The 19024-nt window shown below is 68.9% G+C and carries 21 protein-coding genes and 1 pseudogene; 14 read left to right on the forward strand and 8 right to left on the reverse strand.

What is annotated here, in order from left to right:
- Positions 1–81 precede the first annotated feature (81 nt).
- The 4 genes from ykgO to JJL56_RS04855 all read right to left on the reverse strand — a co-directional run bounded on the left by ykgO (position 82) and on the right by JJL56_RS04855 (position 3647).
- Positions 82–207, reverse strand: a complete 126-nt coding sequence (gene ykgO / locus JJL56_RS04840) for a type B 50S ribosomal protein L36 (RefSeq protein WP_012973122.1) — start codon at positions 205–207, stop codon at positions 82–84.
- A gap of 120 nt (positions 208–327) precedes the next feature.
- Positions 328–1293: an SAM-dependent methyltransferase gene (locus tag JJL56_RS04845; protein ID WP_145622364.1), complete on the reverse strand. Its 966-nt coding sequence runs from the start codon at positions 1291–1293 to the stop codon at positions 328–330.
- Between the two features lie 149 nt (positions 1294–1442).
- Entirely contained in the window at positions 1443–2378 is a 936-nt protein-coding gene (gene mepA, locus JJL56_RS04850) for a penicillin-insensitive murein endopeptidase (RefSeq protein ID WP_200484365.1), read from the reverse strand.
- A gap of 135 nt (positions 2379–2513) precedes the next feature.
- Complete coding sequence (locus tag JJL56_RS04855) at positions 2514–3647, reverse strand: ABC transporter permease (protein WP_200484366.1); 1134 nt, start codon at positions 3645–3647, stop codon at positions 2514–2516.
- A 144-nt stretch (positions 3648–3791) separates the two neighbouring features.
- Here JJL56_RS04855 and JJL56_RS04860 point away from each other — a divergent pair, with 144 nt between their 5' ends.
- Positions 3792–4160: a hypothetical protein gene (locus JJL56_RS04860; RefSeq protein ID WP_145622369.1), complete on the forward strand. Its 369-nt coding sequence runs from the start codon at positions 3792–3794 to the stop codon at positions 4158–4160.
- Positions 4161–4231: 71 nt separating this feature from the next.
- On the opposite strand, the gene JJL56_RS04865 is transcribed toward JJL56_RS04860, so the two are convergent.
- The 3 genes from JJL56_RS04865 to JJL56_RS04875 are packed head-to-tail and all read right to left on the reverse strand — an operon-like array spanning position 4232 to position 6764.
- Positions 4232–5173: an ABC transporter ATP-binding protein gene (locus tag JJL56_RS04865; RefSeq protein WP_200484367.1), complete on the reverse strand. Its 942-nt coding sequence runs from the start codon at positions 5171–5173 to the stop codon at positions 4232–4234.
- Positions 5170–6117, reverse strand: a complete 948-nt coding sequence (locus JJL56_RS04870) for an HlyD family secretion protein (RefSeq protein ID WP_200484368.1) — start codon at positions 6115–6117, stop codon at positions 5170–5172. Before JJL56_RS04870 ends, JJL56_RS04865 begins: the two co-directional genes overlap by 4 nt.
- Positions 6114–6764, reverse strand: a complete 651-nt coding sequence (locus tag JJL56_RS04875; RefSeq protein WP_145622376.1) for a TetR/AcrR family transcriptional regulator — start codon at positions 6762–6764, stop codon at positions 6114–6116. Before JJL56_RS04875 ends, JJL56_RS04870 begins: the two co-directional genes overlap by 4 nt.
- A gap of 367 nt (positions 6765–7131) precedes the next feature.
- Here JJL56_RS04875 and nifA point away from each other — a divergent pair, with 367 nt between their 5' ends.
- From nifA to JJL56_RS04940, 13 genes and pseudogenes are all read left to right on the forward strand, one after another.
- Entirely contained in the window at positions 7132–9015 is a 1884-nt protein-coding gene (nifA, locus tag JJL56_RS04880) for a nif-specific transcriptional activator NifA (protein WP_200484369.1), read from the forward strand.
- A gap of 122 nt (positions 9016–9137) precedes the next feature.
- On the forward strand, positions 9138–10028 hold the full coding sequence (locus JJL56_RS04885; RefSeq protein WP_200484370.1) for an adenylate/guanylate cyclase domain-containing protein: 891 nt from the start codon (positions 9138–9140) through the stop codon (positions 10026–10028).
- A gap of 379 nt (positions 10029–10407) precedes the next feature.
- Entirely contained in the window at positions 10408–11964 is a 1557-nt protein-coding gene (gene nifB, locus JJL56_RS04890; RefSeq protein WP_200484372.1) for a nitrogenase cofactor biosynthesis protein NifB, read from the forward strand.
- Positions 11965–12009: 45 nt separating this feature from the next.
- Positions 12010–12234: pseudogene (locus tag JJL56_RS04895) on the forward strand (4Fe-4S dicluster domain-containing protein); the annotation flags it as partial.
- A 44-nt stretch (positions 12235–12278) separates the two neighbouring features.
- Complete coding sequence (locus JJL56_RS04900; protein WP_200484374.1) at positions 12279–12827, forward strand: hypothetical protein; 549 nt, start codon at positions 12279–12281, stop codon at positions 12825–12827.
- On the forward strand, positions 12824–13597 hold the full coding sequence (locus JJL56_RS04905; RefSeq protein WP_145622388.1) for a 4Fe4S-binding leucine-rich repeat protein: 774 nt from the start codon (positions 12824–12826) through the stop codon (positions 13595–13597). Before JJL56_RS04900 ends, JJL56_RS04905 begins: the two co-directional genes overlap by 4 nt.
- A gap of 35 nt (positions 13598–13632) precedes the next feature.
- Complete coding sequence (locus JJL56_RS04910) at positions 13633–13929, forward strand: nitrogen fixation protein NifZ (RefSeq protein WP_145622390.1); 297 nt, start codon at positions 13633–13635, stop codon at positions 13927–13929.
- A gap of 38 nt (positions 13930–13967) precedes the next feature.
- Positions 13968–14279: a nitrogen fixation protein NifZ gene (locus JJL56_RS04915; RefSeq protein ID WP_145622392.1), complete on the forward strand. Its 312-nt coding sequence runs from the start codon at positions 13968–13970 to the stop codon at positions 14277–14279.
- Positions 14280–14319: 40 nt separating this feature from the next.
- Complete coding sequence (locus JJL56_RS04920; RefSeq protein ID WP_200484376.1) at positions 14320–15471, forward strand: cysteine desulfurase family protein; 1152 nt, start codon at positions 14320–14322, stop codon at positions 15469–15471.
- Positions 15472–15509: 38 nt separating this feature from the next.
- Complete coding sequence (gene nifT, locus JJL56_RS04925; RefSeq protein WP_035672252.1) at positions 15510–15719, forward strand: putative nitrogen fixation protein NifT; 210 nt, start codon at positions 15510–15512, stop codon at positions 15717–15719.
- Between the two features lie 5 nt (positions 15720–15724).
- A complete protein-coding gene (locus JJL56_RS04930; RefSeq protein WP_145622397.1) occupies positions 15725–16009 on the forward strand; it encodes a hypothetical protein in 285 nt (94 codons plus the stop codon).
- 14 nt (positions 16010–16023) lie between these two features.
- The gene (locus JJL56_RS04935; protein ID WP_200484378.1) at positions 16024–17211 is read left to right on the forward strand and encodes a DegT/DnrJ/EryC1/StrS family aminotransferase; all 1188 of its coding nucleotides are present in this window, start codon (positions 16024–16026) and stop codon (positions 17209–17211) included.
- An 88-nt stretch (positions 17212–17299) separates the two neighbouring features.
- Positions 17300–18175 (forward strand): SIR2 family protein, encoded by an 876-nt coding sequence (locus JJL56_RS04940; protein ID WP_145622401.1) that lies wholly within the window; start codon positions 17300–17302, stop codon positions 18173–18175.
- Between the two features lie 147 nt (positions 18176–18322).
- Here the strand turns inward: JJL56_RS04940 and JJL56_RS04945 are convergent, their stop codons facing one another.
- Positions 18323–18949 carry an FMN-dependent NADH-azoreductase gene (locus JJL56_RS04945; RefSeq protein ID WP_174444725.1) on the reverse strand — a complete coding sequence of 209 codons (627 nt, stop codon included), beginning with the start codon at positions 18947–18949 and terminating at the stop codon, positions 18323–18325.
- Positions 18950–19024 lie beyond the last annotated feature (75 nt).

Here is a 19024-nt window from a genome sequence, read left to right on the forward strand (position 1 = left end):
AAACGCAAGAGCCGCGCCCGAAAGGCGCGGCTCTTGCGAGAAACCCGATGCTCGTCGGCCGGGCGGACCCGGCCGCCGGTCTCAGCCCTGGCGGGCCTTGAAGCGCGGGTTCTGCTTGTTGATGACGTAGACGCGGCCCTTGCGGCGGATCACGCGGCAGGCCTTGTGGCGCGTCTTCATCGACTTCAGAGAGTTAACGATCTTCATAGTTCTTCATCCTGGTCGGTCGGCGGCTCGATCGAAGGCGCGCACCATAGTGCGGCGCACCCCCGCTGTCAACGGCCCCCGTCGCGGTTGCGTTTCCCGCCGGATGCGGCCGTTTCGACGCTACTCCGCCGGTTTCAGCGCGTAGAAACGACAGACCCGCATCCCCGCCTCGATGGCGGAAACGCGGCGGACCCACAGCTCCACCTCGTCCATCACGGCGAGCTTGGTCTCGTGGTCGAGATGATGGCGCTCCAGATGCTCGACCAGCCCCTGGATGGCGCTCACGATCAGGCCGCGATGGGTGTCGGTGATGTCCTCGGCGATTCGCAGGTCCAGATTCCGCTGGGCGAAGGCGGCGGCCATCTGGTCCTTGGACCACAAATGCGGCTGCATCGGCTCCTTGTCGCACCAGACCTGGACGGCCTTGGCTCCGGCCAGCGCCGGCTCGATCACGTAATCGGTCATCAGCAGATGGCCGCGCGGCTTCAGCGCCAGCTCCATCCCGTCGAACAGCTGGTCCTTGCCGCGCACGGAGAACATCCCCTCCTTGTAGACGATGGCGTCCACGCGCTTGGGATAGCTGAAATTCTCCGGGTCGTAGGTTTCGATCGGGGCCTTCTTCTCCAGCCCCTCCTTGAAGGAGCGGATCATCCCCTCCTTGGCCAGAATTTCAGCCGCCTCCAGCCCGGTGACCCAGCAGCCGTACTTGCTCGCCATGGTGCGGCTGGTGCCGCCCAGACCGGCGGACAGGTCCAGCACGCTCATCGCCGGATTGAGTCCCAGCGGCTTCACCAGATAGGGGATGTGGTCGTGGCCGCCCGGCGTGTTGAAGCCCTCGCCCCACAGCTTCTCGGCCACCTCGATCCGCGTGGCGCTCCACAGCGGCTTGCCCCAGCGGTTCACGCCGGGGCCATGGCCCCGGACGGCGGGCTGGGCCGGAACGGCGCCGGCCCGCGGCTTGCCGTCCTCCTCCCCGCCCTTGCCCTTCAGGCCGGAGAGGTCGTACCCCTCCCACCAGGCGTGAAGGCGGGTCTTGAGCGTGATGCGGGGAGCGCCCGCGTGGTCGTGTCCGCTGTTATCGCTCATCGCCTTCGCGCCTGCCCCGTTGCCTGGACCGCCGGACGACCGGTTCGTTCGCGGGGTGGACATGGTCTTTCCACCGCGCGAACGAATTCATTCCGACTTTCACAGTATCCGGGCGCTCCGTTCGTGCAAGCGCAAAATCCTGCGTCACATTACCGTAACGCCTTCTCCGTATGCGAATCGTCGATGGCGGCGACCCGCGTGCCGGCGGCGCGCAGCACCGCTGTGCAGGCGGGCGGCATGTTGACGTAGCGCGGCTGCGGCTTGCCGTTGTGCTTCTCCACCACCGGATAGACGGAGCCGAGCCAGGATTCGACCTCGTCCCCGCAGCCGTCGCCGTCGGGAATGTCGCGCTGGTCCTCGCATTGCGGGCTTCCCGCCGGGCAGCCGAGCCGGATGTGCATGTGCCCGTCATGGCCGTGCCAGGGGCGCAGCTTGCGCAAAAAGGCGCGGTCCGGCCAGGAATGGCGGCACATGGCGAGCTTGATCGCCGGGTTGACGAAGATGCGGGTCACCCGCGGATCGCTGGCGGCGATGCGGACGAGCTGGGCCTGCCGCTCCGACCAGTCCTCGGTGACGCGGACGCGCCCGTAATCGACGTACTTGATCTCGGTCAGGCCTTCCCGCGCGTTGCGTCCCATCGGCGGGTGGTCGAGCCGCAGCCAGATGTCGGCGTCCAACCCGATCTGGTGGCTGGCATGGCCGAAGCTCATCGGGCCGCCGCGCGCCTGCCCCATGTCGCCGATCAGCGCGGTCCCCAGCCCGGCCGCGGCGACCTTCCGCCCGAAACCCTTCAGATAGTCGATCAGTTCCGGATGGCCGTAATAGCGTTGGCGGGACATGCGGATCACCTGATAACCGGTGCCTTCCCCCGGCAGGGCCTGAGCGCCCGTGACGCAGCCCGCGGCGTAGCCGCCGATCGACTGGGCCGGCCCCAGGGCCGGGCCGCTCACCTGACTCCAGGCGATGGAATTGGGGGCCGGCGGCGCGGGCTTCTTCTTCTTGTGCGATCCGGCCTCTGCCGGGCCGGCTAGACCGGCGGCGATCAGAACCGCCGCGAGAACCCCAACCGCCGAGCGCCGCATCATCTTCCCCCACGGACCGCCAATCGGGAAAGATTAGAGCCAATGTTCCTTAACGAAAAGTGAGGCTCACGCCCATGTCACAGCCGATGTCGACTTGGCGGCGACGATGACGGGCCATACCCAGCCCCCGTTTACTGCTCAGTCCAAGGTCTGCCGGTAGCGTTTCAGCGCGACGACGGTGACCACCGCCAGGAAAATCAGCAGCGCCGCCACCTCCCCCGCGATCTCCGCCGGGCCGTTGCCCTTCAGGAGAATGCCGCGGACGATGCGCAGGAAATGGGTCAGCGGCAGGACCTCCCCCACCGCCTGCGCCCAGCCGGGCATGCCGCGGAAGGGAAACATGAAGCCGGACAGCAGCATCGACGGCAGAAAGAAGAAGAAGGACATCTGCATCGCCTGAAGCTGGTTCTTCGCCACCGTCGAGAAGGTGAACCCCACCGCCAGATTGGCGGCGATGAACAGCACGAGCACCGCCGAGAGCAGGGTCAGGCTGCCGACGATGGGCACACCGAACAGCAGCCGGGCGGCCAGGACGATGATGACGACCTGGATGTAGCCGACCAGGATGAAGGGCACGATCTTGCCCAGCATCACCTCGAACGGGCGGACGGGCATCGCCAGCAGGTTCTCCATAGTTCCGCGCTCCCGCTCGCGGGTGACGGCCAGCGCGGTCATCATCACCATGGTCATGGTCAGGACCACCCCCATCAGGCCGGGCACCACGTTGTACTGGGTGATGCCCTCCGGGTTGTAGCGGCGGTGGACCCGCAGCTCGACCGGGTCGGGGGTGGAGCGCAGATGGGCCAACGGTCCGGTCAGGTCGGGGTCCAGCGCCTGCCGCGCGAGGGTGGACAGGGCGGCCAGCGCGTTGCTGGTCGCCGCCGGGTCGGTCGCGTCGGCCTCGACCAGCAGCACGGGACGCTCGCCCCGCTGCAGATCGCGGGCGAATCCGGCGGGGATGGTGACGGCGAACTGCACCCGTCCTTCGGCCAGCAGGCGGTCCAGCTCCGCCGGGCTGTCGGCGCCGCGGGCCACGTCGAAATAGCCGGAGTTCGCCATGGCCGACACCAGCGTGCGCGCGAAGGGGCTGGAGTCGGCGGCGTGGACGGCGGTCGGCAGGCTTTTCGGGTCGGAATTGATGGCGAAGCCGAACAGCACGAGTTGGAGCACCGGCACCCCCACCATCATGGCGAAGGTCAGCCGGTCGCGCCGCATCTGGATGAACTCCTTCACCATCACCGCGACGAAGCGCGCAAAGGAAAACCGCGCCATACCGCCACCTCCGTTTCGCGTGCTTCGGGACGGAAACACAACTTTCCACTTCAAAGCCTCATCCAGTCACTTGGCACCCATTGACATATCGAAATTGCCTCAAGCATCGTCCAAATGGATTAACTCGTATGCAGGAGACATGCCGTGACATCTATTCTTGCCAAGAGCGCCGCCGCCGTCGCCGCCATGTTCCTGTTTCACGGCGTTGCCCTGGCCGGGCAACAGGATTTCACCATCGCGAATGAGACGGGCTATGCGCTGAAGCACATCTACGTCAGCGAGTCCGCCAACGAGAAGTGGGACGAGGACATTCTCGGCCGCGACGTCCTCGAGGACGGCGAAGAGTTCGAACTGAGCTTCGACAAGGCCGAGAAGACCTGCAAGTGGGACATGAAGGTCATCTACGACGACGGCGAGTCGGCGGTCTGGCAGAACCTGAACCTGTGCAAGATCTCCAAGCTGACGCTGCGCTGGAACAAGAACACCGGCGTGACCTCCGCCAAGTTCGAGTGACCGCGCGCCGTCCCCACACCGGCTTTCGCACCGGTATGGGGACGGCCCGATCCTGCCCGCCGACGGCGCGGTCATGCGAAGTTGTCCGTGCTGCGGTTCATCAGATGGATGAACACGTCCTCCAGTGTCGGCTCCGTCCGCCTGACCAGCAGGCCCGAGTCGCCGGCCCAGGGGCGCAGAGCCTCGTCCAGGGCAGCGCCGCCGCCGCCGCTGACATGCAGCCGGGCGCCGAAGGCGGCGACCATCTCGACGCCGGGGCAGTCCCGCAGCGCCGCCGCGACACGCCCGAGGTCCGGCCCGCCCATCCCTCGTGAACCCACCTCGTAGGTGACCAAGCCCGATGTGGCGATCACCTGCTCCACGCTGCCCTGGGTCATCAGCCGGCCGTAGGCGAGGTAGGCGATGGCGTGGCAGCGTTCCGCCTCGTCCATGTAATGGGTGCTGACCAGCACGGTCAGCCCTTCGTCGGCCAGCCGGTGAATCTCGTCCCAGAACTCCCGTCGCGCCTTGGGATCGACCCCGGCGGTCGGCTCGTCGAGCAGCAGCAGCTTCGGCTCGTGCAGGATGCAGGCGGCCAGCGCCAGACGCTGCTTCCAGCCGCCGGACAGCTCGCCCGCCAGCTGCGCCCGCCGGTTGCCCAGCCCCAGCCGCTCCAGCGCCGCCGCGACCTTGGCCCTCCGGTCCGGCAGCCCGTACATGCGGGCGACGAAATCCAGGTTCTCGGCGATGCTCAGATCCTCCCAGAAGCTGAACTTCTGGGTCATGTAGCCGACCTGCCGCTTGATGGCGGCGCTCTGGCGGCGGATGTCGAGCCCGAGGCAGGCCCCCTCCCCGGCGTCGGGGGTCAGCAGCCCGCAGAGCATGCGTATGGTCGTCGTCTTGCCCGACCCGTTCGGCCCCAGGAAGCCGTAGATCTGCCCGCGCTCCACCCGGATGGAAAAGCCGTCCACCACCGTCTTGGCGCCGAAGCGCTTGACCAGACCGCGCACATCGATGGCGGGCTCCCCGCTCATGGCGGCAATTCCACATCGACCGGCAGGCCGGGATTGAGCGTTGCCCCGTCCTCCAGCCGCGCCTCGACGCGGAAGACCAGCTTCTCGCGGCTGCCGACGCTGTAGATCACCGGCGGGGTGTACTCGACCCGCGGCGCCACATAGGTCACGCGCGCCGACAGGCCGGGCGGACAGCCGTCGCAGCGCACCGTCACCCGGTCACCCGGACGGACGCGGGCCATCAGCGGTTCCGGAACGAAGACCACCAGCTTCCGCTTTCCCGGCGGCAGCAGCGACACCACCGGGGCGCCCGCCGGCACCCATTCGCCGGGGTTGAACAGCGTGTCCTCGACCAGCGCCGCCTCGGGTGCCGGCGGGGCCAGCTCGTCGAGGCGCTTGTCCGTCTGGGCCAGCGCCGCCTCGGCCTGGGCGACGGCGTTCTCGGCGGCGCGGATCTGGTCGGGACGGGCCGGCAGGTTGGAGACGGCCAGTTGCGCGGTCAGTTCCTCCAGCCGCGCGTGGTCGCGGTCGCGGCTGGCGCGGGCGGCGTCCAGCCGGTCGTCGGAGCTGACCTTGCGCGCCACCAGCGTCTGCTGCCGCGCCAGTTCCGCTTCGGAATAGCGCAGCGCCGCCTCGGCCTGCGCGCGCTGGGCGGAAACCACCGCCAGCTCGTCGGGGCGCCGGCCCGTCCGCAGATCGGCCAGCTCCGCCCGCGCCTGCGCCAGCGCGGCGGCCAGCCGGTCGCGCTCCGCCCGCGCGCTGGTGCGGTCGAGTGCGAAGAGGGGTGCGCCCGCCTCCACCCGCCCGCCGCGCGTCACCGCCAGCGAGTCGAGCGTCCCGGCCACCGGGGCGGCGATGCGCAGATACTCCCCTTCGGCGTAGCCGTGGGCCAGGGGCACGGCGTCCCCGCCGCCCAGCCCGAGGACGGACAGGGCCGCCACCAGCGTTTCGGCGATCCAGCTCATGATGACGGCCCTCCCTCCGGGGCGAGCGTCCGGCGCAGCGCGTCGAGGTGCGCGGCCACCAGCCTCCGAACGTCCAGCGGCCGGTCCTCCAGCGCTTCGAAGGAGGAGCGCCACAGCGCGCTCATCAGCATCGGCGCGACGATCAGCCGGACGGTCGAATCGACGTCCACCGGGCGGAACTCCCCGCGCGCCATGCCGCGCTCCAGCACCGCCGCCAGCAGGGCGAAGGCGCGGCGGATCACCTCGTCGTGATAGAAGCGGGCGAGATCGGGGAAATTGCCGGCCTCCGCGATGACCAGCTTGGGGATGGCCCCGGCGCGGGATTTCAGGATGCGCGTCGCGAAGAGGGTCAGCAGCGTTTCCAGAACGGCGAAGCTCGGCCCCAGCGCCCCGGCGAGCAGGCGCTCGGCCATGTCCAGGTTGGGCAGGATGGCCTCGCGGACCACCGCCTTGAACAGCTCCTCCTTGTTCGGGAAGTAGAGATAGAGCGTGCCCTTGCTGACACCGGCCCGCGCCGCGACATCCTCCAGCCGCGTTGCCGCGAAGCCGCGCTCGCCGAAGACGGTCAGGGCCGCGTCGACGATCTCCCGGGGACGCGCCTCCTTCCGGCGGCGCCAGCGCGGAGCGGCGGGAACATCCTCCGGCATTCCGTCCCCCAGGGTGGAGAAAATATTACTGACCAGTCAGTTATTAGTTCATTTCCGGCCGAAACACCAGTTTTCTCAAGGGTTGCGCCGTTCTGCCGCAGCCATAAGTCATTGTGCGCCGCAGCAACTGATATGCAAAAGGGCTTGCCTTTCGACCGAGAGTTTCCGAAACTTTCGACAGTCCGCAGCGCGAACGGCTTGTCACGGAAGCACGCGCGGCGGGCGCACCGGTGGTCAAAGGCGCCGATCAGCAACGAGCGCACACCCCACCCCGGGAGGAACGGTTCAAGGCGCCGTGCCGGGATCAATGCGACGGGCGCGCTGGTGCGCGGCGTCCGGAGTCCCGGTTGAGCAGGGGGTGTCGATCATGCCGGGTGCAATGCGCCAGTCCACGTCGAACCTGGAGCTGCTGACCATCTATGAGGTCAGCAAGATCCTCGGTTCCTCTCTCGACCTCCAGCAGACGTTGCGCGAGGTGCTTCGCGCGCTGGCCTACCAGCTGCAGATGCACCGCGGGCGCGTCTATCTGGTCGGCGAGGACAATGTGCTGCGGCTGGTCGCCGCGAACGGCCTGTCGAACGAGGCCGCGGCCCAGATCGAATTCCGCGACGGGGAAGGAATCACCGGCCGCATCCTGAAGACCGGCATGCCCGCCGTCGTCCCGAATCTGGCGGAGGAACCGCTGTTCCTCAACCGCACCGGCGGGCGCGAGGACCTGGACGAGCAGGTGGCCTCGCTGGTCGGCGTACCGATCAAGGCCGCGGGGGTGGTCGTCGGCGTGCTGACCATCGACCGCATTTCCGACGAAGGGCCGCAGGGCCATTTCGGCAGCGACGTGCGCTTCCTGACCATGGTCGCCAACCTGATCGGCCAGACCGTGCGGCTGCACCGCACCGTGGCCGAGGAGCGCCGCTTCATGATGCGGGAAACCTTCCGCATGCAGAAGGAACTGCGCCCCCTCGCCGCCCCGATCAACGACGTGGTCTGCACCAGCCCCAACATGCTGGAGGTGATGGCCCAGGTCCATCGGGTGGCGCCCTTCAAGTCCACCGTGCTGATCCGCGGCGAGAGCGGCACCGGCAAGGAGCTGATCGCGCGGGCCATCCACAACATGTCGCCGCGCAAGGACGCCCCCTTCATCCGCGTGAACTGCGCCGCCCTCCCGGAATCGCTCTTGGAATCGGAGCTGTTCGGCCATGAGAAGGGCGCCTTCACCGGCGCGCAGAAGGACCACAAGGGCCGTTTCGAGCTGGCGTCGGGCGGCACGCTGTTCCTGGACGAGATCGGCGACATCTCGCCCAACTTCCAGGCCAAGCTGCTGCGCGTGCTGCAGGAGCAGGAGTTCGAGCGGGTCGGCGGGTCCAAAACCATCAAGACCGACGTCCGCCTGATCTGCGCCACCAACCTGAACCTGGAGGAGGCGGTCGGCCACGGCAAGTTCCGCGCCGACCTGTATTTCCGCATCAACGTGGTGACCATCCACCTGCCGCCGCTGCGCGAGCGGCGCCAGGACATCGGCCCGCTGGCCCGCCATTTCGTGGCGAAGTTCGCCAAGGACAACGGCATGGCCCTCGTCATGGAGGACGAGGCGCTGGAGGTGCTCAACCGCTGCACCTGGCCCGGCAACGTGCGCGAGCTGGAAAACTGCATCGAGCGCGCGGCCACCCAGTCGCGCGACGGCATCATCCGCACCGAGTCGCTGTCCTGCAGCCTCAATCTCTGCAACTCTTCGGTCCTCTTCCAGTACCGCACGCTGGGCGCCTCGGTCGGCGGGCTCGCCCCGTCCATGGGGCCGGGGTCTGTCAACCGCGTGCCTCCGGGGCGCCCCGGCGTTCCGGCACCGACCAACGCGCCGAAGACCCCGGCCATGCCCGCCCCGATGCCGGAACCGGCCGGTACCGGCGGCGGCGCGTGGCCGGCCTGCGCGTCGGGCTGTTCCGCCGGCCCGTCGCCGGTCTGCGGAGCCGCCCAACCGGTGGTTCCGGTCCCCCTGATCCCGCTGCCCCTGCCCGAGCCGAGCGCGCCCGCCGCCGCGGCTCCCGCGCCCGCATCGGCTGCCAATGCCGCTCCGCCGCCCGCCGCCGAGGTGCCGCTGGACGAGCCGGAGTCGGGATCGCTGCGCGACCGCCTGCTCTGGGCGATGGAGCGCACCGGCTGGGTGCAGGCCAAGGCCGCGCGCCTGCTCGGCATGACGACCCGCCAGGTGAGCTACGCCCTGCGCAAGTACAACATCGAGATCAAGCGCTTCTGAGGGGCGCAGCGCCGCCCGGCGCCCCTCTCCCCACGGGAGCGGGGGACATGATGCTGCGCAACCGGGACAGGTGTCCGAGGGTATGCTAACCTCCTTGCACTCTCCCCGGTTGCCGCAGATTTATGGAAAAGCCCCTCGCGCTCCTCTTCGTGGACATCGCCGACAGCACGCTGCTCTATGAACTGGCGGGCGACCGCAAGGCGGCGGCGCTGACCCTGCGGGTGCTGGAAGGGCTGCGCCAGATCGTCGGGGAGAACGACGGCAGGGTGGTGAAAAGCCTGGGCGACGGGCTGTTGGCCTGCTTCCCCATGAGCGACGGCGCTACCCGCGCCGCGCTCGCCATGATGGAGCGGCAAGGGGAGTTCGGGCTGCGTCTGCGCGCCGGGCTGCATTTCGGCCCGGTGATCGCCGGCCCCGACGACCTCTACGGCGACGCCTGCAACGTCGCCGCCCGGCTGGAGTCCATCGCCCGCCCCGGCGAGATCCTGGCGACCGACGATCTGGTCGACCGCCTCTCCCCTCCCCTGCGAAAACGGGCCCGCCTTCTGAACAGCGTCGCGGTGAAAGGAAAGGCGGCCCCGGTCCGCGTCCACCAGATCCGCGACGGCGACGCCGCGCCGGAGGCCGAGGACAACGCCACCGTCGGGCTTCCCCTGTCCGAACCCGGCCGGGGGCGCGGCCTGCCGTCCCTGCGCCTGTCCGGGCGCGGCGCCGACGCGACGCTGACCCCGCTGCTGCCGCGCGTCACGGTGGGGCGCGACGAGAGCTGCGGCCTGCACGTCCCGTCGCGCCGGACCTCCCGCCAGCACGCGGTGATCGACTTCAGCCGCGGCGGCTTCCTGCTGACCGACCATTCGACCAACGGCACCTTCATCCGCACGGGCGACTCCCCCTCCCTGCTGCTGCGCCGCGATTCGACGAAGCTGACCGGCCGAGGGCTGATCGGCTTCGGGGGGGAACCCTTGCGGCCGGACGAGGACCATGTCCTGACCTTCCAGGTCGGGAGCGCGTGACAGCCCCTATCATAGGGCAACGCAGTCGGCCTTCTTAACCCTCTCCCCTCTGGGGAGAGGGTGGCCCGAAGGGCCGGTGAGGGGGTTGCGCTTTTGCAGGATGTGCCACCACGCGCACCCCCCTCACCCTAACCCTCTCCCCAGAGGGGAGAGGGGGCTTCAAACACGATTGCCGCCCCCGTGTCGGGTCCCCGACAGGCCATGTGTTTGTCGGCCATTGTTTGGCTTTGTCCGCCTTTGTCGGATTACCGACATGGCCCACAGGCCCGACACAACCGTCTAACCTTCTGAAACTCCACAATTCACGCGGTTGGCCCCGAACTTGCTTTTAACGACCTGACCAAGGGCGCCGACGGCGCGGCTGGGAAGGGAGTGGACGATGGCCAACGTTATTTCGCTCGACAGCATCCTGGGCGTGGGTGAGCTGAAGGCTCCCGCCGAGGCGCCGCCCGCCGCCGCCTCCGGCTGCGCGTCGTCCTCCTGCGGGTCGTCGGACGGCCCCGCCGACATGTCCCCGGAGGTGTGGGAGAAGGTGAAGAACCACCCCTGCTACTCCGAGGAGGCGCATCACTATTTCGCCCGCATGCACGTCGCGGTGGCGCCGGCCTGCAACATCCAGTGCAACTACTGCAACCGCAAATACGACTGCTCGAACGAGAGCCGGCCGGGCGTGGTCTCCGAGAAGCTGACCCCCGATCAGGCGCTCCGCAAGATTCTGGCTGTCGCCAAGGAGATCCCGCAGCTCTCCGTCATCGGCATCGCCGGCCCCGGCGACAGCCTGGCGGCGGGCGGCAGGAACACCTTCAAGACCTTCGAAATGCTAGCGAAGAAGGCGCCGGACCTCAAGCTGTGCCTGTCCACCAACGGTCTGGCCCTGCCTGACCATGTGGACACCATCGCGAACTACAACATCGACCACGTCACGATCACCATCAACATGGTCGATCCCGAGGTCGGGCAGCACATCTATCCCTGGATCTTCCACGACCACAAGCGTTGGACCGGCCTGGACGCCGCCAAGATCCTGCACGAGCGCCAGATGCTCGGGCTGGAGATGCTGACCTCGCGCGGCATCCTGGTGAAGGTGAACTCCGTCATGATCCCGGGGATCAACGACGAGCACCTGATGGACGTGAACAAGGCCGTGAAGTCGCGCGGCGCCTTCCTGCACAACATCATGCCGCTGATCTCCGACCCGGCGCACGGCACCCATTTCGGCCTGACCGGCCAGCGCGGGCCGACCGCCCAGGAGCTGAAGGTGCTTCAGGACCAGTGCGAGGGCGGGGCCAAGCTGATGCGCCACTGCCGCCAGTGCCGCGCCGACGCGGTCGGCCTGCTCGGCGAGGACCGCGGTTCCGAATTCACCATCGACCGCATCGAGGCAATGGGCGAGGTCGAATACGACCAGGAAGCCGCCCGCACCTACCGCGAGCATGTCGAGGGCGAGCGCTCCGGGCGCCACGCCGCCAAGGCCGCCGCGCAGGCCGATGTGGTCGAAACCGTCGGCACCGAGGTGCAGCCGATCCTGATCGCCGTCGCCACCAAGGGCGGCGAGCGCATCAACGAGCATTTCGGCCACGCCAAGGAATTCCAGATCTACGAGGTCGGCCCGAAGGGCGCCAAGTTCGTCGGCCACCGCCGCGTCGACCAGTATTGCGAAGGCGGCTCGGGCGACGAGGACGCGCTCGGCTCCGTCCTGTCGGCGATCAACGACTGCACCGCGGTCTTCGTCGCCAAGATCGGCGGCTGCCCGTCGCAGAACCTCAAGGACGCGGGCATCGAGCCGGTTGACCGCTTCGCCTTCGAATACATCGAGGAGTCGGCATTGACCTACTTCAAGGACTACGCCGAGCGCCTCGGCCAAGGTGCGATCAACGCGCGCGAGGGGCAGGACGCGGTGATCCGCACCGGCGCCTTCACCGCCCTGCGCGCCTGACGCCCGAACACCCGATCACCCCACGGACTTACCCGGCGGCCCACCGCAACAGCCGCCACCACACCCAAGGAGAGTGTCATGGCTTACAAGATCAAGGCTTCCGACTGCACCGCCTGCGGCGCCTGCGAGGCCGAGTGCCCGAACAACGCCATCAGCTTCAAGAAGGGCGCCTACGCCATCAACGCGGACCTGTGCACCGAGTGCAAGGGCCAGTTCTCCAGCCCGCAATGCGCCTCGGTCTGCCCGGCCGACTGCTGCGTCCCGGCCTGATCGCCCGAAACCCCTCTCCCGTCCCATCACGGGAGAGGGTGTCCATGGAGCGCACCGCCATGCTGGACGAGGTGGATGAAGGCTGGCTCAACCGCCGTTACTACGGCGGCGACCTGCCGCCCGAGGCGGAGCGGTTCCTGCATCTCGCCGCCGCCAGCCACGCCGACGCCGAGGCGGCGGAGCGCTACCTCGCCCGCGCCGCCGAGCTGGCGCCGGGGCACCGGCTGGTCGATCTCGGCCATTACAAGTTCCACTTCTACAAGGCCAACCTGGACACCGCCCTGCTCTACGGCGAGCGGATGCTCGGCCACGCCATGGCGGCCATCGGCCTGAACCACACCGACTGGCGCATGGTCGGCCAGGATTCTTCCAAATCATTGGGGGCTGACTTCGCGGGTCTGGAGCCGGCCCCGCGCCTGTTCCTGTTCGCCCTGACCGCGGTCGGCTACCTGCATCTGCGCCTGGGCCGTCTGGCCGAAGGGCGCGAGGCCCTGAACAAGGTCCGGGAGCTGGACCCGAAGGACCGCTTCGGAACCACCCGCCTGCTCGCCGCCGCCGATCGTTTCGAAGCCGGCCCGGAGGACGATGCATGAGCGACGACATCGACAAGGCGCTGGACTGGCTGGGCAACCCCGTCGATTGCGACGGCTGCGCCTTCCGCGACCGTCTGGCCGAGGGGCGCTGCGAACCGCTGCGCGCCTGCGTGCACGACCGCTACGCCAAGCGCATCCAGCGCTTCTTCCAATGGAACGACGATCTGGCCGGCGAGCATCTCGACCATCCCTATTTCGAGGTCCGCGCCAACGCCGCCCGCTTCGCGCCGATCTTCATCGTGCCGCGGCTGATGGACGATCCGGACGAGACGGTGCGCGCCGCCGTCGCCCGCCGCCTGCCGCGCCGCCTGCTGCTGAAGATGCGCGGCGACCCCGACCGAGAGGTGCGCATCGCCGTCGCCTCCCGGCTGGAGGAGGCCGACCTCGCCCCGCTGATGCGCGACCCCGACTATTCCGTCCGCCTGCGCGTCGCCCGCCGCGTGCCCGAGGGCATGCTGCCGGCGATGATGCACGACGAGGACCCGGAAATCCGGCTGGAGGTCGCCAACCGCATCGGGCTGGAGTGGCTGATGAGCATGGCCTGGGACGACAGCGCCCGCGTGCGCATGGTCGTGGCCCGGCGCCTGCCGCCGGAAAAGCTGGCCGCGCTGATCCGCGACGCCGACTGGTGCGTGCGTTTCGTCGTCGCCAGCCGCCTGCCGCCCGAAGACCTCGCCCCACTGACCGAAGACCCGGTGGACGACGTCCGCACCGTGGCGCAGAAGCGCCGCGCCGGACTGCCCGCCACCGGCGACCTGATCCCCGACTGACCGGCCCCCTGACTGACCGGACCAAGGAGCACCGAATGCGCGAGCGCGCCCGCGATCCGAACGAACCGATCGAACTGGAAGACCGCCCCGCCTTCGAGGAGGGCCAGAAGGTCCGCGCCCTTCGCGACGTGCGCAACGACGGCACCTATCCCGGACGCCCGATGGGCGACTTCCTGATCCGCACCGGCGATGTCGGCTACGTCAAGTCGATCGGCACTTACCTGCAGATGTATTACATCTACGGCATCGATTTTTACGAGAAGCGCATCATCGTCGGCATGCGCGCCAAGGAACTCGAACTGGTCGACGCACACTGCAACGATCCGCAGTGACTTATCCCCACAGTGACCCACCGCCTGAGGAGCACGCGATGAGCGACGCCGTTACCGAAGCGAAGAAGCCCGGCTTCATCCCGCCGCGCGAACCGCTCTACGACTGGGGTCTGGCGGTCATTGCCACGGTGGACCTGCACAACGACGGCAGCCACCCCAACGCCGAGGATGGCGCTCTGCTGGCCCCGAAGGGCACGCCCGGCACCATCGTGCGCATCGGCCACGCCGAGGGCACGCAGATCCCCGTCTATCTGGTGGAATTCCCGGCCGGTGTCGTCGTCGGCTGCCTGGAGGAGGAGATCGCCCCCGCCGACGGCCGCCGCCGCGGCGTCCCCGGCGTGATGGACTGATGCGGTTCCGCCCACCCGTGCCACGGCTTCCGATGGACCCATGATCTATCTCGACAACAACGCGACGACCCCGCTGGCGCCCGAGGTGCGGGAGGCGATGCTGCCGCACCTGTTCGGGGAGTTCGGCAACCCCTCCAGCCCGCACGCCGCCGGCATGGCGGCCAAGCGGGCGGTGGGCGAGGCGCGCGCCCAGGTGGCGGCGCTGGTCGGCGCGAAGGCCGCGGACATCCTCTTCACCGCCAGCGCGACGGAGGCCAACCACACGGCCCTGATCGGCACGCTGCGCGCCGTCGCGGCGGAGCGTCCGGAACGCCGCCACCTCGTCACCACGGCGATCGAGCATCCCTCGACCCTGATGCTGGCGGGGGATCTGGAGCGGCAGGGCTGGCGGGTCACCGTCCTGCCGGTGGACGGCACCGGCACCATCGCGCTCGCCGACCTGCGCGACGCGGTGACGCCCGACACGGCTCTGGTTTCCGTCATGTGGGCGAACAACGAGACCGGGGCGATCCAGCCGGTCGGCGCCGCCGCCGACATTGCCCAGGCCCGCGGCGCCCTGTTCCACACCGACGCGGTGCAGGCCGCCGGACGGGTGCCCATAAAAGTGGACGCGGTGAACGCCGACCTGCTGACCCTGTCCGCCCACAAGATGCACGGGCCGAAGGGCATCGGCGCCCTCTTCATCCGCAAGGGCGTGCCCTTCACCCCGCTGATCCACGGCCATCAGGAGCGCCACCGCCGCGGCGGAACGGAGAATGTGCCGGCCATCGTCGGCTTCGGCGCCGCCGCCGGCCGCGCCGCCGCCATGGTGGCGGAGGCCGGGGACATGGCGATCCTGCGCGACCGGCTGGAGCGCGGCGTGCTCGCCGGCTGGCCGGGCAGCCGGGTCAACGGCGAGGGGGCGGACCGCCTGTCCAACACCAGCAACATCCGCTTCGCCGACCCGCAGGGCCGCCCGCTGGACGCGGAGGAATTGCTGATGCGGCTCGACCGCGCCGGCATCGCCGTCTCCATGGGGGCGGCCTGTGCTTCCGGCGGCAACGAACCGAGCCACGTCCTGACCGCCATGGGCCTGACCCCGGCGGAGGCGGCGGCCAGCCTGCGCTTCTCCCTCAGCCGCTACAACACGGCGGAGGAGGTGGAATCGGTCCTCAACGAGTTTCCCGCGCTCTACGCGCGGATCGCGGCCTGACCAAACGACAGCCAAACACACGACGACTGGAGAGTGACATGAAGGTGATGGTGCGCAAGGCCGGTGAGCAATACACGATCTACGTCGCCAAGAAGGACCTGGAGGAGCCCATCACCGAGATGGAAAAGCCGGGCCTGTGGGGCGGCTGGGTCAAGGTCGCCAACGGCTGGACGCTGGACCTGCCGGAGATGCCGGCGGACACCCGCCTGCCCATCACCGTCGAGGCCAAGAAGCGCGGCGCGGAGTGACGGCCATGGCCCTGACCCCGGAACGGATCGACGCCATCGCCGCCCTGGCCGGCAGACTCTTCGCGGACGGGACCCGGCTCGACGCCGTGGTCCGCGCCGTGCGCGAGGCGAACCCGGACCTGTCCAACGTCACCGGGGCACACGCCGCGGTGATGGCGGAGGACGCCTTCCGGGAGGAGCCCGGCTTCAACCTCTACCTCGTGGACGGCACCAACCATTGCTGGCTCATCACCAACAAGCCGGAGACGGCGACCGGCGTGGTGATCGCGCAACGGGACGAGGACGACTGAATGAGGATCGCGGAATGACGACGCCCCCGGACGATTCAGCCGAAGACGGCGAACTCGGCGACTACATCCCGCTGATCGACCCGGATATTTCGGAAGCGGAGGTGGCGGTCATCAGCCGCATCCTCACCTCCGGCAGCCTCAGCGACGGACGGATGACGGAGGGGTTCGAGAACGCCTTCGCCGCCTGGCTCGGCCGCGCCCACGCGGTGGCGGTGTCCAGCGGCACCATCGCCACGCTGATGGTCCTGAAGGCCTACGGCATCGGGCCGGGAGACGAGGTTCTGTGCTCCCCCTTCGGCTGGCATCAGGTGCAGCACGCCATCGCGCTGGCCGGCGCGGAGCCGGTCTTCGTCGACATCGACTACTGGCAGCACACCATCAACCCGGCCAAGGCCGAGGCCAGGATCACGCCACGGACCAAGGCCATCCTGGCCGGCAACGTCAACGGCCACCCCGCCCACTGGGACGAGCTGCGCGCGCTCGCCACCGACAAGGGGCTGATCCTGATCGAGGATTCGACCGAAGCCATCGGCTCCTCCTACAAGGGGAAGCTGGTCGGCAGCTTCGGCAACTGCGCGGTCTTCGACTTCTCCGAACCCGGCGTGCTGGTGACGGGTGAAGGCGGGATGATCGTCACCGACGACCGCAACCTCGCTCACCAGCTCCGCTACCTGCGCCGCCGCGAGATGGAGCACCGCAACACGGTGGTCATCACCCGCACCATCCCCTTCCAGGCGGGCATGAGCAACCTGACCGCCGCGCTGGGACTCGTCCAGTTGAAGCGCCTGCCGGAGATCCTGGCGAAGCGCCGGGAGGTGGTCGGCTTCTACGAGGCGGCCATGGCCTCCTTCGAGGGCATCAAACCACCCTACAAGGGGCCGGGCGCCGACGACGTTCATCCGATGGTCTACGCCGTCCATCTCGGCACCCGCTTCACCGCGTCGGGGCGCAAGGCGGTGCTGGAGGACTTGGCGACGCACGACGTCGAGGCGTCGGACTACGGGCAGGCGCTCTACACCCAGCAATATTACCAGGAACGCGGCGCCAGCCGGGCCGACTGCCCGGTCTGCCAGAAAACGGTCGACCGCGTTCTGGCCCTGCCGCTGCACCACAAGGTCACCGCCGACGAGGTGCAGTTCATCGTGGAGACGCTGAAGGACGCCACCGTCAACACGGGGGCGGGCGCGGCGATCTATTTGTGAAACGCGACCCCTTCCCAGCGCATTTCCCCTCCCCCGCCCCGCGGGGGAGGGTCAGGGAGGGGGCAAACGCCAGCCGAACGGGGTTAGCATGACCGACACCGCCGTCATCGACAGCATGGACACCGACACCATCGTGGCGGAGATCGCCGCGGCGCTGAAGGCGCGGGGCGTGGTGCCCTATCTCGGGCCGGGCGCCTTCGCGCTGCTGCCGGAGGCCGACTGCCCGATCCCGCGCACCTCGCTGGAACTGGCGCAGCGGCTGAACGCCAAGGTCGCCGCACCGGGCCGCATCCGCAGCCAGTTGACCGCCGTCGCCCAGTTCATCGAATCGCGGCGCCACCGCAAGACGCTGGACGGCATCCTGAACGAGATCTTCAAGCGCGATGTCCCGGCGACGCCGGTGCACCAGTGGCTGGCCACCCTGCCCGCCCCGCCGATGATCGTCGATGTCTGGTACGACAACACGCTGGAAAGCCTGCTGACCGCCGCTCCGGACCGGAGCTGGGGCCAGATCCAGGGCCTGTCCCATCCGCAGGGCGTCGGCGAATGGGTGAAATACTACGCCCCCGGCGGGGCGGAGGTCGAGGCCGGGGCGGCGTCGGGCTGGGAAACGCTGCTCTACAAGCCATCGGGCAGCGCGGCCCCGGCGGGAAACTACCTGATCTCCGACAGCGACTTCGTCGAGATCCTGACGGAGATCGACATCCAGACGCCGATCCCCGCCGTCGTTCAGGAGCGCCGGGCGGGCCGGAGCTTTCTCTATCTCGGCTGCCGCTTCGACCAGGAAATCCAGCGCACCTTCGCCCGCCAGATCGCCAAGCGCTCGTCCGACCGGCATTGGGCGGTGATCGAAGGCGAGCTGTCGAAGAACGAGGCGCGCTTCCTGGAGCTGCAGAACATCACCCGCCTCGACCTGCCTCTGGACGAGGCCGTCCGGCGGATTGGCGACGCGATGGGGACGTAAAACACTCCTCTCCCCTCTGGGGAGAGGGTGGCCCGAAGGGCCGGGTGAGGGGGTTGCGCTTGTGCCGGACGGTCCGCCACGCGCACCCCCCTCACCCTAACCCTCTCCCCAGAGGGGAGAGGGGACATTCTTGTGTCGCTTGTTCCTTTACGCCGCGACCGGGGTCGCCAGGGCGTCGATTTCCTGCTGAGCGGCGGCCAGCGCCTTGGCGCGGGCGTCCGGACCCATGCCGACGCCCTCGGCGCGGATCACCGTCACGTCGGTGACGCCCAGGAAGCCCAGAACCGTGCGCAGGAAGGCCTCCTGATGATCCAGCGCGCTCATCGCGGCGTTGGTCGAGTAGACGCCGCCGCGCGTCGAGGCGATGTAGACCTTCTTGCCGCCGGCCAGACCGACCGGGCCAGTCTCGGTGTAGCGGAAGGTGCGGCCCGCCTGGGCGATGCGGTCGATCCAGGCCTTGAGCTGGGTCGGGACCGTGAAGTTGTACATCGGGGCGCCGATCACCACGACGTCGGCGGCCAGGAACTCGTCGACCAGCGCGTCGGTCAGGGCCAGCTCTTCCTGCTGGCGGGCGGTCAGGCCCTCCAGGTTGCGGAACTTCACGACCTGCATCAGCTCGCCCGTCAGGTGGTCCGGCGGGGCGACGGTCAGGTCGCGGTGGGAAACCTCGGCGCCCGGAGTCGCCTGACGCAGCGCCCCGACGATGGAGGCGGTGAGCTGGCGCGAAACGGAGGCGTCGCCCAGCGGGCTGGAGTCGATGTGAAGGATCTTCATGGTCACGTCTTCCTGTCCGGGAAGCGGGGCGCCGGTCCGGCACCGTCACCGCTTCTGTGTGTTTCGGGAGTGACC

The sequence above is a fragment of the Azospirillum aestuarii genome (genome assembly GCF_016632405.1).
Taxonomy (GTDB): domain Bacteria; phylum Pseudomonadota; class Alphaproteobacteria; order Azospirillales; family Azospirillaceae; genus Azospirillum; species Azospirillum aestuarii.